Annotated in this window: 11 protein-coding genes; 6 read left to right on the forward strand and 5 right to left on the reverse strand. The window is 57.0% G+C overall.

The annotated features are described in order from the left end of the window. Nucleotides 1-3: 3 nt before the first annotated feature. The gene (locus Q0Y21_RS02120) at nt 4-1,440 is read right to left on the reverse strand and encodes a wax ester/triacylglycerol synthase family O-acyltransferase (protein WP_297791076.1); all 1,437 of its coding nucleotides are present in this window, start codon (nt 1,438-1,440) and stop codon (nt 4-6) included. Nucleotides 1,441-1,699: 259 nt separating this feature from the next. Between Q0Y21_RS02120 and Q0Y21_RS02125 the strand changes: the two genes are divergently transcribed. The 6 genes from Q0Y21_RS02125 (at nt 1,700) to Q0Y21_RS02150 (ending at nt 8,055) form a co-directional block, all read left to right on the forward strand. Continuing rightward, nucleotides 1,700-2,587 carry a bile acid:sodium symporter family protein gene (locus Q0Y21_RS02125; RefSeq protein ID WP_297791078.1) on the forward strand — a complete coding sequence of 296 codons (888 nt, stop codon included), beginning with the start codon at nt 1,700-1,702 and terminating at the stop codon, nt 2,585-2,587. Nucleotides 2,588-2,884: 297 nt separating this feature from the next. Further along, complete coding sequence (locus Q0Y21_RS02130) at nt 2,885-3,463, forward strand: hypothetical protein (RefSeq protein ID WP_297791080.1); 579 nt, start codon at nt 2,885-2,887, stop codon at nt 3,461-3,463. Between the two features lie 151 nt (nt 3,464-3,614). Continuing rightward, the gene (locus tag Q0Y21_RS02135) at nt 3,615-4,739 is read left to right on the forward strand and encodes a putative solute-binding protein (RefSeq protein WP_297791082.1); all 1,125 of its coding nucleotides are present in this window, start codon (nt 3,615-3,617) and stop codon (nt 4,737-4,739) included. 3 nt (nt 4,740-4,742) lie between these two features. Then, nucleotides 4,743-6,884 carry a TRAP transporter large permease subunit gene (locus tag Q0Y21_RS02140; protein ID WP_297791084.1) on the forward strand — a complete coding sequence of 714 codons (2,142 nt, stop codon included), beginning with the start codon at nt 4,743-4,745 and terminating at the stop codon, nt 6,882-6,884. Between the two features lie 48 nt (nt 6,885-6,932). Beyond that, a complete protein-coding gene (locus Q0Y21_RS02145) occupies nt 6,933-7,313 on the forward strand; it encodes a CidA/LrgA family protein (protein ID WP_297791086.1) in 381 nt (126 codons plus the stop codon). Next, on the forward strand, nt 7,306-8,055 hold the full coding sequence (locus tag Q0Y21_RS02150) for an LrgB family protein (protein WP_297791088.1): 750 nt from the start codon (nt 7,306-7,308) through the stop codon (nt 8,053-8,055). The genes Q0Y21_RS02145 and Q0Y21_RS02150 overlap by 8 nt, the downstream gene beginning before the upstream one ends. Here Q0Y21_RS02150 and Q0Y21_RS02155 read toward each other — a convergent pair. From Q0Y21_RS02155 to tmpT, 4 genes are all read right to left on the reverse strand, one after another. After that, nucleotides 8,037-9,608 (reverse strand): SpoVR family protein, encoded by a 1,572-nt coding sequence (locus Q0Y21_RS02155; protein ID WP_297791090.1) that lies wholly within the window; start codon nt 9,606-9,608, stop codon nt 8,037-8,039. The two genes, Q0Y21_RS02150 and Q0Y21_RS02155, sit on opposite strands and share 19 nt — an antisense overlap. Then, entirely contained in the window at nt 9,605-10,900 is a 1,296-nt protein-coding gene (locus tag Q0Y21_RS02160) for a YeaH/YhbH family protein (RefSeq protein WP_297791092.1), read from the reverse strand. The genes Q0Y21_RS02155 and Q0Y21_RS02160 overlap by 4 nt, the downstream gene beginning before the upstream one ends. 33 nt (nt 10,901-10,933) lie before the next feature. After that, a complete protein-coding gene (locus tag Q0Y21_RS02165) occupies nt 10,934-12,856 on the reverse strand; it encodes a PrkA family serine protein kinase (RefSeq protein ID WP_297791094.1) in 1,923 nt (640 codons plus the stop codon). Between the two features lie 550 nt (nt 12,857-13,406). Continuing rightward, the gene (gene tmpT, locus Q0Y21_RS02170) at nt 13,407-14,060 is read right to left on the reverse strand and encodes a thiopurine S-methyltransferase (RefSeq protein ID WP_297791096.1); all 654 of its coding nucleotides are present in this window, start codon (nt 14,058-14,060) and stop codon (nt 13,407-13,409) included. Nucleotides 14,061-14,124 lie beyond the last annotated feature (64 nt).

The following is a 14,124-nucleotide window of genomic DNA, read 5'->3' on the forward strand; positions in this document are numbered from 1 at the left end:
TAATCAGGCCTTTTTGCGGGACGTCTGTTTTTTCGTTTCAGGCTTCGGCGCCAGAATCAGATCTTCCAACTCTTCCAATGCCTCACCTGTATACACCGCAAGTTTCTGCATGCTCGGCAATGTATCGCGACATCCGGTAAAGCCAAAGTTCAGTGAACCCGCATAGCTCAGGCAAGTGATGTTGAGCGCGCCGCCATGGGCTATAAGTGAGACTGGATACATCGCTTCCAGCTTTGCACCTTCGTAATAAAGGGTGCGCTGAGGTCCCGGAACATTGGAAATGGTGACGTTGAATACCGGCCGCATTCTTCCCCCCAAGCCAGACATCAATTGCAGGATATAGGGAGACATCAACAGCATGGTGTATTGGTTTAAGGCGCTTTTCGGCAGTTTCTGCAGGTGTTCCTTGGCGCGTCGGGTAGACTGCTTGATGTTCTGCAGGCGTGTCAGGGGGTCGGCGTTATCCGTTGCCAGTGAGGCAATCATGAAGCTGATCTGTGTGCCGGTACCCTCGTCATCCGCTGGGCGGATATTGACCGGGATTCCGGAGGTCAGCGGTGCATTGGGCAGGTTATCCTGTTCAAGCAGGAACCGACGAAGTGCAGTACCACAGAGGTACAACACAATGTCGTTGAGTGACCCGCCGGACACATGGGCCAGTTCCTTGAGCCGGTCCAACTGGTAGTGTTGGGTGGCAAACCGGCGCTGGCCGGTGACCCGGTGATTGAGGGCGGAGACCGGACCGGTAAAAGGCGCCGTCAGTCCGTCTTCCGGATGTCGGGCGGAATGGACCAGCCGGTTCATCGCCTGCCACAGCCGCGGGGCCAGGTCCGCCTGCAGTTTCAGGGCGTCCCTGGCCTGGGAGAACGCTGCGGGAAGGGTGGCTTCCTTGTCGGTCTTGCTGCCCCGGCGGCGTTCCGGTTTGACCGACCATGGCGGTAACATGTTGGTTTTGTGAGGATCGGTAGTGAGCACCCTTTGCATCAGGCGGACGCCACTGATGCCATCAATCATGGAGTGATGCATCTTGGTGTAAAGGCCGAAACGGTTGTTCTCCAGGCCCTCAATTACGTGGCATTCCCACAGCGGGCGGGAAAAATCCAGTGGGTTCGAGTGCAGGCGTGATACCAGAATACCCAGCTCACGCTCTCCACCGGGCTTTGGTAGCGCCGAGTGCCGAACGTGATAGTCCAGGTCGATGTCCTTGTCGGTTTTCCAGGCGGGAGCGACCAGTCGCCCCAACAAGCCGGAGTAGGCCAGCTTTGAGTTCCAGGGCGGCGCAACATCACCGGTTTCTTTCATTCGGTTGACCATGTCCCGGAGGAAGGTATCGGGGGCTCCTTCGGGTAATGAAAAAATCTGCAGGTTACCCACATGCATCGGGGTGTCTTCAGATTCAACGGCTAACCATGAGGCATCCAGGGTTCCCAGGCGTTTCATTCGTGTCTCGTCCTTATGTCCTTGTTGTGCTTCGACTGCTTGTTGTCAGCCCGCACGGATTATTAGTTGTTTTGCGAAAGTATACGCAACAATACGGATCATTCACACGAATTACAGGGCCAATAGTTCCCTGTGGCGGGGTGTGCTGACTGGCTGCGATTGTTACATGTTGTTGCGAAATCCCTGTCACGGAGGCAAGCCGGCTTGTGCTACCTTCCTTAGCTGACTAACTTCATAAAAACAACAATCTGGAGACAATATGGAATCCAGCTCACTGATTTCAGCCGGGTTGCCGATCGCTCTGTTTATTATCATGATCGGCATTGGAATGACGCTGACGATTCGCGATTTTCGTCAGGTGGCGGTGTATCCGAAGGGAATGATCGTCGGCACCGTGGCGCAGATTCTGGTAATGCCGCTGGTTGCTTTTGCCCTGGCAAGTCTGCTGGCCGTGCCTCCCGCCATCGCCGTAGGGCTGGTCATTATTGCCGCCTGCCCCGGGGGAACGACCTCCAACCTGTTCGTATTGCTGGCAAGGGGCAACATTGCGCTGTCCATTGTTCTCACGGTCAGCGCCAGCCTGATCACAATCCTGACCTTGCCGATGTTTACCAACCTGGCACTGGATTTCTATATGGGCACCCAGGAAGCCGTCGTGTTGCCGGTATGGAAGACTGTCGGGATGCTGGTTGGCATCGTGTTATTTCCGGTTGCCATTGGCATGGTGGTGCGCACCCGAAATCCGGTGCTGGCGAAGAAAGCTGAGGGAGTGGTCAGTATTTTCGGTGGTATCGTCCTGGCGGTTTTGATTGTCGGGTTGATTTACGGTGTGCGTGACCAGATCTGGGATTTGCTGAAACAGGCGGGCCCGGCCACCTTCCTGCTGAACATTGCCGGCATCACCCTGGGATTGTTGGTTGGACGGGGCGCGGGGCTCACCCAGAGGGAATCGCTGGCAGTCGCAGTGGAGCTGGGTGTCAAGAATGGCACCATTGCACTGATGGTAACCCTGACGTTGCTTGAATCCAGTGCCATGTCCATTCCGGCGGCGGTATACGGGGTGCTGATGTTCCCGATTGGCTTCGTCCTGGCAATGTACGGTCGAAGCATCATTCCGCAAGCCTCGATCAAGGCATCCGCTTCCTGAGGACGTTATTGACACTTCTGCCTTGGCCCCTTGCCACCAGGGGCCAAGGGGCCGCTGCTTTTCACTGTTACTCTGAGCCCTCGCTTCCAGGCTCAGTACTCTAACCGTGATGTTCGATTATCCCGCCTATCTTCGATGCTTATACGGACTCTGTCTGCGTGCAAGTTACAGATTTACAACAAGAATCACCTTAACCAGATTGCTGATAAAGGTATTATGGCACCCCGTTTTTTTGAATAACGTTTTCGATGTCGACCAACAATCAGATCAAAATTAAGGTGTGATATGAAAAAAGGAATGACCGGACTTGTTGCCGCTGCAGCCTTGCTGCCAACTGCTGTTGCCGCCGAGAGCCTCAGCTACAACTACGTGGAAGGCGGCCTGGCACTCTATCCAAGCTTCGAGTCACAAACGTTCATGGGTGTTGACGGGCGCGGCTCTGTTGCTATCAACGAGAACGTATTCGCCTTTGGTGGGCTCAAGTACCTGACAGATGATGTGGACCTGACCGCGCTGCACGTTGGCGGTGGTTACCGTCATGGCCTGGACGCCAAGACGGATGTCTGGGGTGGCGTGACGATTGAATACCAGGATATCGACGGTGGCAGACAATGCTTCGATACCGGTTTTGGCGTTCAATGCGTATCCGCTTCGTTTGATGACACCGCCCTTGGTTTGCGCGGCGGCCTGAGACACCAACTGGATGACAAGCTGGAAATCGGCGGCAGCGCCCGCATCATCACTGGCGACCTCGACTATGTCGGTTTGACCGGCACCGCGCGTTTCGCCATCCGTGAAAACTTGAAGTTGCTGGGTGAAGTCGATTTGTATGACGGTGAATTGGGCTTGATCGGAGGTGTTACCCTGGAATTCTGATTCCGGGACTATCCCGCGCCCCGGTAAGCCTATGCCGGGGCGGTGTCCTCGATTGACACTTCTGCCATGGCCCCCTTGCCACCAGAGACAGAGGGGCCTTTGCAGTTCACTGGTACCCTGAGACTTCGCTCTGGATCTCAGGACAATAACAATGATGTTTTATCCCTCCCGTAATTCCATGATCTGCCTGCGGGCGATGGTCGCCTGCGTGCTGTTCCTCCTGTCTACCGCGGCCTGGTCCGGTGAAGACCAATTGCGGTCCATAATTTACAACCAGTCTCTCCCGCTTGAGGAGCGTGTGGCTGCGCTTCAGGAGCTGACCGGGCTGGAACCGGATCCGGATCGTGCTTACCGGGTGTGTATCTGGGACATTTTCGGGCGCTCCGGTCCCGTTTTTGCGGCAGCCCAGGAGCAACGCAAGAAGATCCTGGAATTCGGCGTCAATGTTGAAATGGTGCCTTACACCAGTGAGTCGGTGATGGTGGAGGAACTGAAATCCGCAACCTGTGATGCAGCCCTGATGAGTGGGCTGCGGGCGCGGCTGTTCAATCGCTACACCGGCACCCTGGACTCCATTGGCGGATTTCCGGAAAGGGAACAGATGCGCCTGGCGCTGAAGCTGATGGCCGATCCCCGCAGTGCCGACCGCATGGTCAGCAACGGCTACGTGGTGATGGGCATTGCTCCGGCTGGAGCGGCACATGTGTTCGTTGATGATCGTGAAATCAACACCCTGGCCAAGGCGGCGGGTAAACGGGTGGCGGTGCTGGACTACGACCCGGTCCAGGCGGAGATGATCTCCGGCATTGGGGCAACCCCGGTGGTGGCGGACATCGTTAACGCCCCGAACATGTTCAATACCGGCGTCGTGGATGTGCTGGCAGCCCCACTGGCGGCCTATGAGGTTATGGAGCTCTACAAAGGGCTGGAGCCCGATGGCGGCATTGTCGATCTGCCCCTGACCCACATCACCGCGCAGCTGATAGGTCGATCGGAAGTGATACCCAATGAATTGGCACAGTTCATACGCGAAGCGTTCTACCAGGGGTTCGATGAAATCATCAGCCGGGTCCGCATGGAAGAAGAGAAGGTTCCGGATAAGTGGTGGATTGAGATTCCCCCTGAGGATCGTCTCGAATACGACCGAATGATGCAGCAGGCAAGGGTGGAGCTGCGTGATAAGGGCTATTACAGCGCGGACATGCTGACGCTGCAGCGTAAAATCCGGTGCCGGGCGAATGGCGCCCGCGAGGAATGCACAGACCCGGTGGAATAACCGATGACCACCGAAGCCCAAAGCCTGCCGGCCAGCCGAAGCCGTAGTCTGTCGGTCACCCTGGCCAGCCTGCCGATGCTGGTTATCCTGGTGCTCACCCTGCTGGCCTCGGTAGGGGAGACGCTGCATTCCCGTTTGTTGCAGATTGGTGGGGAGACCTGGCCGGATTACTTCAACCTGCGGGTGATCGATCAGATCCGGGCGCCAGACTGCCAGGTCGTGGCTGACCCGGAAGCCGCCGTGGAGCTGGCAGTGGCTGCGAAGAAAGCGGAGATGGCTGCGGATCCGTTCGCCGATGTCTTTGGTGGCAATCTGAACCGCGAGGAAATCCGCTCATCCATCATGGCGACGTCAGAGGCCTGCGAACAGCGGCTCGCTGAATGGGATCGCCTGCAATCCCTGGATGGCCCCAGTGTAAGGGCCTTTGCGTTGATGGAAACCGGCCTGTCCCGGGCGGTGGTCCTGATCACCGGTAACCGGCGTGTCCTGCTGGGTTTCATGTTGCTGTTCTGTGCCGCTGCGGCGACGCTCGGTCGACAGCACATTGCGTTGCGTCCGGTCGAATCCCGGCGGGACGACCGGGTGGCCACCTTAGCCCAGCTGATTGCAAACAGCCTGTTAACAGGCTCCGCCTGGCTTTATCGCCAACAGGAGCTGGCTCAGGCGGATGCGGGCATGCCTTTGGCGCATCTCTTTATGCACGATATCTGGGTGGCCGGGTTTGGCGCACTGACGCTCATCTCCCTCTGGCAACTTAGGCAGCCAAGGTCAGATCTGGCTGCGGGGGGCAGCTGGCCCCGATCATTGCTGAGCGTGCCGCTGTACAGTTACATGTGCATCAGCGCCACCATCCAGTTCGCGTTTCATGGTTTCTACCATGGCATCGCTGTTTACCTGAACATGATGGCGGAGCTGTCGGCGCTGTTCCTGAATCTGGGGCTTTATGTCTGGGTCGGTATGTTACTGGCCAGAACCCACTTGCCGCGCAAGGTATTTGATCTTATCCGACCCTGGCAGTTGCCGCCCAAATGGCTGGGGGTGGTGGTTCTGCTTCTGACGGCCTTGCCTACCGCCTACAGCGGGGCCTCCGGTATCTTCATTCTCGCTGCCGGTCTGACGCTCTATCGTGAACTGCGGCGGGCCGGTACTTCCGAGCAGTTGGCGCTGGCAACGACGGCCATATCCGGATCCATGGGGACCATGCTTCGTCCCTGTCTGCTGGTGGTGATCGTTGCCACGCTCAACAACAGTGTTACCACGGATGAACTGTTCAGCGCCGGTGCCCGTGTACTGTTGCTGACTGCCTCGGTCTATGCGGTCTACGTATTCCTGCTGGGAGGTAAATCCGCGGGCCGTATCGCACCACTGCGGGATGCCATTCCGGGAATGCTGCGGGCCCTGGTACCGTTGCTTCCTTACATTACGATCTTTGCGGCTGTGGTGGTGCTGTGGAACGTTCTGCTGGGGCGGGGGCTGGATGAGTTCTCGGCGCCTGCCATCCTGCCGGTGATTCTGTTGCTGGTCCTCGGCTATGAGCGACTGGTGCTCAAGGCCGGTGACCCGGATGCAGACGACTCAACTCACCGGACCGAGGAGATTCCTCCCAGTGGATTCTCGCAATCGGTGATGCGGGCCACCCGGGAGTCCTGCGCGCTGATTGGCGCCCTGTTAATGCTGATGGCGTTGTCAGTCAGTGTCGGGGGGCTGATCGAACGTTCGGGTCTGCTGGAGCTTTTCCCGGAGCAATTGGGCTCGGTCTGGCTGACCCTGACCCTGCTGATGGGACTTCTGGTGTTCATCGGCATGATCATGGATCCCTACGGCGCAGTGCTGCTGGTCAATGCCACCCTGGCGCCGATTGCGCTGAAGAATGGTATTGATCCCCTGCATTTCTGGGTCATGACCGTGCTGGCGTTCGAGATGGGCTATCTGACGCCGCCAGTTGCCCTTAACCACCTGCTTACGCGGCAGGTGGTCGGTCTGCCAACAGCGTGGGAGAGTTTGCACGGCACCTTCTGGCAGCGGAACTTCCGTTTTATTTTCCCGGTACTGGTGATGGGTACCGCGTTGCTCGTCGTGACGTATATTCCGGCTGGGTGGGACACCGGCTTCCGACTGTTGTTGGGTATTCAGCCGTCACCGTAATGGTTATGCTCTGGCTTCAGGCACGGTCGGAAATCCGGAGTGACAGGCATGAATTTTCTCAATGGCATTACGCTGTTACTGGTGTACCAACTGGTGGGGGAGGTCACGGTCCGATTACTCGAGGTGCCGATCCCAGGCCCGGTACTGGGCATGGTCATGCTGTTCGTGACCCTGCTGATCCGGGGCCAGGCACCGGAATCGGTTGACCAGGCTTCCTCGGCTCTGCTCAGCCACCTTTCGCTGCTGTTCGTTCCGGCAGGGGTGGGCATGATGGTCCATTTCGATCGCATTGCCGAAGAATGGGTGCCGATTACCCTGGCACTGCTATTGAGCACCATCATCACCATGGTGGCTACCGCCCTGATCATGCAGTTGACCAGCCGCTGGCTGGTCGGGGCCCGCCAGGGCAAGGAGCCGGACGGTGACTGATCCCGGTCTCAAGGATATCTGGGTTTATCTTTCGGCATCGCCGCTGCTGGGCCTGACCATGACCCTGGTCGCCTACGGTCTGGCCTACCGCCTGTATCTGCGGACACGGTCCAACCCGCTGGCGAACCCTGTCGTCACCTCGGTGGTGATGCTGATCGGGGTGCTGGTGCTGACCGGAACCCCCTATAACGATTATTTCGAGGGCGGGCAATTCGTGCACTTCCTGCTGGGGCCCGCCACTGTCGCTCTTGCGGTACCGTTATACCAGCAGTTCTCCAGACTGCGACAATTATGGTTACCGGTGACCATCTCCCTGGTGTGTGGCGTAACGATTGCAGCCGGCAGTTCCATTGGCCTGGCCTGGCTCCTCGGCGGCTCCACCGAGATCCAGATGTCCCTGGCTCCGAAATCGGCGACGGCTCCGGTGGCCATGGGTATTTCGGAAAAGATCGGCGGTCTGCCGTCCCTGACAGCAGTGCTGGTGGTGATCACCGGTATCACCGGTGCGGTGCTTGGGACCAAGCTGTTTGAGTGGATTCGGGTGACAGACGACACCGCCAGGGGGATTGCCATGGGGGTTGCCGCCCATGGCATTGGAACGGCGCGGGCCTTTCAGGTCAGCCCGCAGATGGGCGCTTTCTCGGGGCTGGCGATGGCATTATCCGCTTTTGCCACCGCGTTGTTGGTGCCCTGGCTGGTGGATCTTATGCAGTTCCTGGTCAGTCAGTCCTCTTCGTCCTGAACCTTCGGCGGGCAGTGGTAGTCTTCTACCACCGTGCCCTCGTCGACACTTTCCAGGTGCACATCAAAACCCCACAGGCGATGGGCGTGCCGAAGCACCTCCTCGGTGTCCTTGCCCAGCGGAACCCGGTCGACCGGGATATGGCGCAGTGTCAGTGAGCGGTCGCCCCTGACGTCCACGTTCCAGACCTGGATGTTCGGCTCCCGGTAACTGAGGTTGTACTGACGTGCCAGTTTTTCCCGCAGGGCGCGGTAGCCGGTCTCGTCGTGAATGGCGGTAATGCGGTAGACATCTTCCTCTTCGTCATTCTGAATCGAGAACAGTTTGAGATCCCGCATGACCTTGGGGGACAGGAACTGCTGGATGAAGCTCTCGTCCTTGAAGTTCTTCATGGCGAAGTGAAGGGTTTCCACCCAGTCGCTGCCGGCGATGTCCGGGAACCACTGACGGTCCTCGTCCGTGGGATTTTCACAGATCCGCCTCAGATCCGTATAAATGGAAAATCCCAGGGTGTAGGGGTTGATGCCCGAATACCAGGGGCTGTCAAAGGGTGGCTGATAGACCACCGCGGTATGGCTTTGCAGGAACTCCAGCATGAAGCCGTCATTGACCAGGCCTTTTTCATACAGGCTGTGCAGCAGGGTGTAGTGCCAGAAAGAAGCCCAGCCTTCGTTCATCACCTGGGTCTGGCGCTGGGGATAGAAGTACTGGGCCAGCTTTCGCACGATGCGGATGATTTCCCGTTGCCAGGTTTCCAGCAAAGGGGCGTTTTTCTCAATGAAATAGAGGATGTTCTCCTGCGGATCCTCCGGGAAGCGTTTTTTGCGACGGACCTGATCGTCGTCATCGTCCATTCTGGGAATCGTGCGCCAAAGATCATTGATGCGGCGTTGCTGGTATTCCTCCCGCTCCTTCTGGCGTCTTGCTTCCTCGGCCGCCGAGATCGGTGCAGGCCGCTTGTAGCGGTCGACGCCATAATTCATCAGCGCATGGCAGGAATCGAGGATTTCCTCTACCGCATCCAGCCCGTAACGTTCCTCGCACTCGGCAACATAGTGACGGGCGAACACCAGGTAATCGATGATTGCACTGGCATCGGTCCAGGTGCGGAACAGGTAGTTACCCTTGAAGAATGAGTTGTGTCCGTATGAGGCGTGGGCAATTACCAGGGCCTGCATGGGCAGGGTGTTTTCCTCCATCAGGTAGGCGATGCAGGGGTTGGAGTTGATCACGATCTCGTAGGCCAGCCCCATCTGTCCGCGTTGATAGCCTTTGGAGGTGCTCAGGAACTGTTTGCCGAAGGACCAGTGATGATAGCCCACGGGCATGCCCACGGAACTGTAGGCGTCCATCATCTGCTCGGCGCTGATGACTTCAATCTGGTTGGGGTAGGTATCCAGGCCGAATTCTTCAGCGCATTTGGCGATTTCCTCGTTGTATTGCCGGATCAGATCGAAGGTCCATTCCGAGCTATCGGAGATCGGCTCCCTGACGTTGGGCTGATCATCATTCGGGCTGTCCGGGATGTTCGGGCGGTCGATGATGTCACTCATGCGGCTTTCCTCTCGAACAACTGGCGGAACACGGGGTAAATCTCGCCAGGATCAGCGATTTGTTGCAGGGCAAAGCTCTGGGGGTACTGCTCCTGTATTTTTTCGTACTCGTACCAGAGCATCTGGTGATCCTGCGGGGTGATCTCCACATAGGCAAAATATTGCACCAGAGGCAGGAGGCTTTCCGACAGGATCTTGCTGCACACGGGGGAGTCGTCGTTCCAGTTATCCCCGTCCGATGCCTGGGCGGCATAGATGTTCCACTCGCTCGGAGAATAACGGGATTCAATGATCTTGTGCATCAGCTTCAGCGCGCTGGACACAATGGTGCCGCCGGTTTCCCGGGAGTAGAAAAACTCCTCCTCGTCCACTTCTTTGGCACTGGTGTGGTGGCGAATGAAGACCACGTCAATCTTCTTGTAGTTCTTCTTGAGGAACAGATACAGGAGAATGAAGAAGCGCTTGGCGATGTCCTTGTGCATCTGCGTCATCGAACCGGACACATCCATCAGACAGAACATCACCGCGCTGGTGGCCGGCTTGGGCTGTTTGACGTGCTGCCGGTAGCGCAGGTCGATTTCATCAATGAAGGGGATGCGTTTCACATTGGCTTTGAGTCGCGCAATTTCCTCCTCAAGCGCCTGGATCTGATCATCATGGCTGAACGCCGCGTCCAGGTCTTCCGGTGCGGACTTCAAGTCGGCGAGCTGCTCTTCCAGATCGCGAATCTTCTTTTTGCGGGCACCGCCCAAACCAAGGCGTCGGGCATGGGCCCCCCGAAGGGAGCGCACCACATCCAGTTTGGCGGGTATGCCCTGGGTGGTGAACCCCGAGCGGACATACTTGAACGCTTCGGTGTCCTTGAGTTTCTTGCGGGCGAGGTTGGGCAGTTCCAGATCATCAAACAGGAAATCGAGAAACTCCTCCTGGGTAATCTGGAAGGCGAATTCGTCCATGCCTTCGCCATCCGGACTGGCCTGGCCGCCACCCTGGCCCTGGCCGCCGCCCCCCTGGGGCTTGGGCAGGGTATCGCCAGCAACGAACTCCTTGTTGCCCGGGTGAACGATCTCTCGCTTGCCCCCCTGGCCGTGGTGGAAAATAGGCTCCTCGATGTCCCGGGAGGGAATGCTGATCTTTTCGCCGCGTTCAATGTCCGTAATGGAGCGGCGCTGGACTGCATCGGCCACCGCTTTCTTGATGTGATGCCGGTAGCGGCGCAGGAACCGCTCCCGGTTCACTGCGCTCTTGTTTTTGCCGTTCAGGCGGCGGTCGACTATGTGGGTCATACCCATAGTTTTACTCCAGTTCAGTGAGCTTTCACTGAATTAGTGAGACTTGCGGACGCGCAGATACCATTCGGCCAACAGCCGTACCTGTTTCTCCGTGTAGCCTCGATCGACCATACGCTCGACGAACTGCTTGTGCTTCTTCTGGTCTTCCTGGCTGGCTTTCGGGTTGAAGGAAATAACCGGCAGCAGGTCCTCGGTGTTGGAGAACATTTTCTTCTCAATCACGCTGCGCAGTTTTTCATAGCTGAGCCAGGACGGGTTGCGGCCCTGATTGTTTGCCCGTGCCCGCAACACGAAGTTGACCACCTCGTTGCGGAAGTCCTTCGGGTTGCTGATCCCGGCCGGTTTCTCGATTTTCTCCAGCTCGTCGTTGATGGCAGAGCGGTCGAGAATCTCGCCAGTTTCCGGATCCCGGTATTCCTGATCCTGAATCCAGAAGTCGGCATAGGTCACATAGCGATCGAACAGGTTCTGGCCGTATTCGCTGTAACTCTCCAGATACGCGGTCTGGATTTCCTTGCCGATGAACTGGACGTAGTGTGGCGCCAGGAATTCCTTGATGAAGCGCAGGTAGCGCTCCTGGGTTTCCGGCTGGAACTGCTCCTGCTCAATCTGTTTCTCCAGGACATACAGCAGGTGGACCGGGTTGGCCGCCACTTCCGAGGTGTCGAAGTTGAACACTTTGGACAGAATCTTGAACGCAAAGCGGGTAGAGAGACCGTCCATGCCTTCGTTGACCCCCGCCGAATCGCGGTATTCCTGCATCGATTTCGCTTTCGGGTCGGTATCCTTGATGTTCTGGCCATCGTAAACCCGCATCTTGGAGAAGATACTGGAGTTTTCCGGCTCCTTGATGCGCGACAGCACCGAGAACTGAGCCAGCATGTCCAGAGTGTCCGGTGCACAGGGCGCGCCGGCGAGTGAACTGTTCTTGAGCAGCTTTTTGTAGATCTCGATCTCTTCCGATACCCGCACACAGTAGGGCACCTTGACGATGTACACCCGGTCAAGGAATGCCTCGTTGTGCTTGTTGTTGCGGAAGGTCTGCCACTCGGATTCGTTGGAGTGGGCCAGGATAATGCCGTCAAACGGTACCGACCCCATACCCTCGGTGGTGTTGTAGTTGCCTTCCTGAGTGGCGGTCAGCAGAGGATGCAGTACCTTGATCGGCGCCTTGAACATCTCCACAAACTCCAACAACCCCTGGTTGGCCCGGCATAGACCACCACTGAAGCTGTACGCATCTGGATCGTCCTGGGAGAAGTCCTCCAGCATGCGGATATTCACTTTGCCCACCAGGGCCGAAATATCCTGGTTATTGTCATCACCGGGCTCGGTCTTGGAGACGCCAATCTGGTCGAGGACCGACGGATATTTCTTCACCACCCTGAACTGGCTGATGTCACCGCCGTACTCGTGCAGGCGCTTAACCGCCCAAGGTGACATGATGTTTTGCAGGTACCTAAGGGGAATGCCGTAATCTTCTTCCAGAATCGGCCCATCCTCGCCCGGATCAAACAGACCGAGGGGGGATTCGTTTACCGGTGATCCCTTGATGGCATAGAAGGGGACTTTCTGCATCAGAAACTTGAGCTTCTCCGCCAATGACGATTTACCGCCACCGACCGGGCCCAGCAAATAAAGAATCTGTTTCTTCTCCTCCAGGCCCTGAGCGGCGTGGCGGAAGAATGACACAATGTTTTCCACGGCTTCTTCCATGCCGTAGAAATCGGAGAATTCGGGGTACCGTTTGATAACCTTGTTGGAAAAAATGCGTGACAGTCGCGAGTCACGGGAAGTGTCTATCAACTCTGGCTCGCCAATGGCCAGTAACATCCTCTCCGCGGCAGTGGCGTATGCCGTTGGGTCCTTTTTGCAGATCTCCAGGTATTCCTCAAGGGAGTATTCCTCCTCCTGAGTTGATTCATACCGGTCTTTGAAGTGCTGCACAATGCTCATAGATGGCCCCTCGCTCGCTGGTCTTCAGCTTTCAGTTCACGCAATATCCCCGTTGCAGTTGGCTCCGCCAATCTGGGCGGTGTATCTGGTTATTAGTGGAAGAAATGGATACTCCAAACCGATTTACGGTGTGCGACCGATTTCGGTTTGGTTACCTAGAGCTTAGTTCACGCTCGGAAACTTGGACAGCCTGTTTATGGTATCGGTTCATTAATTTGTGTTGTGTTTTGGTTTTTTGGGGGAGGGAGCACGGGGGGAGGTCTTTCTAAAAAACTCCGCTTGAACTCGCTGCGCTCAGACAGGCGGAGTTTTTTAGAAAGACCTCTCCCCATACTCCCATCGACCAAGGTGGTAAGCCGGACAAAAGGACGGAAAGTGGCTGACGAAGGGCTTGAAGTTCAAAGAATAGCGAGTAAACGGAACAGGTCAGACGAGGCGGATATGGGGGGTACCCTTTTTTCAAATGACCGCCTGTCTGAGCGAAGCGAGTTCAAGCGGCCATTTTCAAAAAGGGTACCCCCCGTAGCCGCCGATCCCGGGTACCAGAAGGCTACTTTTTGACAAGCCGAAACACACTCTCCGTGGCCCCAGCCAACCCCTTCCGCTTGGTAAACGGATGATCCTTGGCCAGCGTGTTGGTCAGGATGTGTTCGATGTCGTAGTCATCGGAATACAGCTCCCGAACCTCCTCGTCGCTGACGTTGAATGGCGGCCCCTTGATCTCGGTGTCGTAGTCCAGGGTGATCAGCAGGATTCGGGTACCGTCGGGGATGACTGCCGTCAGGTGTTCAACATACTCCTTGCGCATTTTCGGAGGCAGGGCGATCAGTGCGGCGCGGTCGTAGACCAGGCGGATGTGTTTCAGGTCATCGGGGACCAGCTGGAAAAAATCGCCGCACCAGAGCTCCAGATTGTCGTGCTTGAAACGGGTGAACGGCTCACCCGGTCGAACCATGGCTTTCTCTCCAGCTTCCTCAAAAAAGTCCTTGCAGGCGATGTCGCTCAGTTCCACACCGATGATCGGATGGCCGCGATCGTGCAGCCACCACATATCGTGTGCCTTGCCGCAGAGCGGAATGAAGACTGCCGGCGTGCCGTTGCCCGCCAGCTCTGGCCAGTGGTCGTGAAGGTAGCTGTTGATCGTCCCTTCGTGGAAGCCTATTTCCTTCTTCGCCCAGCGCTCGTGCCAGAATTCATGTTCCATCGTTTACCCATCCTTACAATTGGAGGTTTTTCTCAGTCTATCTTAATCTGTGGCTTTCTTGGTT

It is taken from the genome of uncultured Marinobacter sp., from assembly GCF_947259545.1.
In the GTDB taxonomy this organism is placed as follows: Bacteria; Pseudomonadota; Gammaproteobacteria; order Pseudomonadales; family Oleiphilaceae; genus Marinobacter.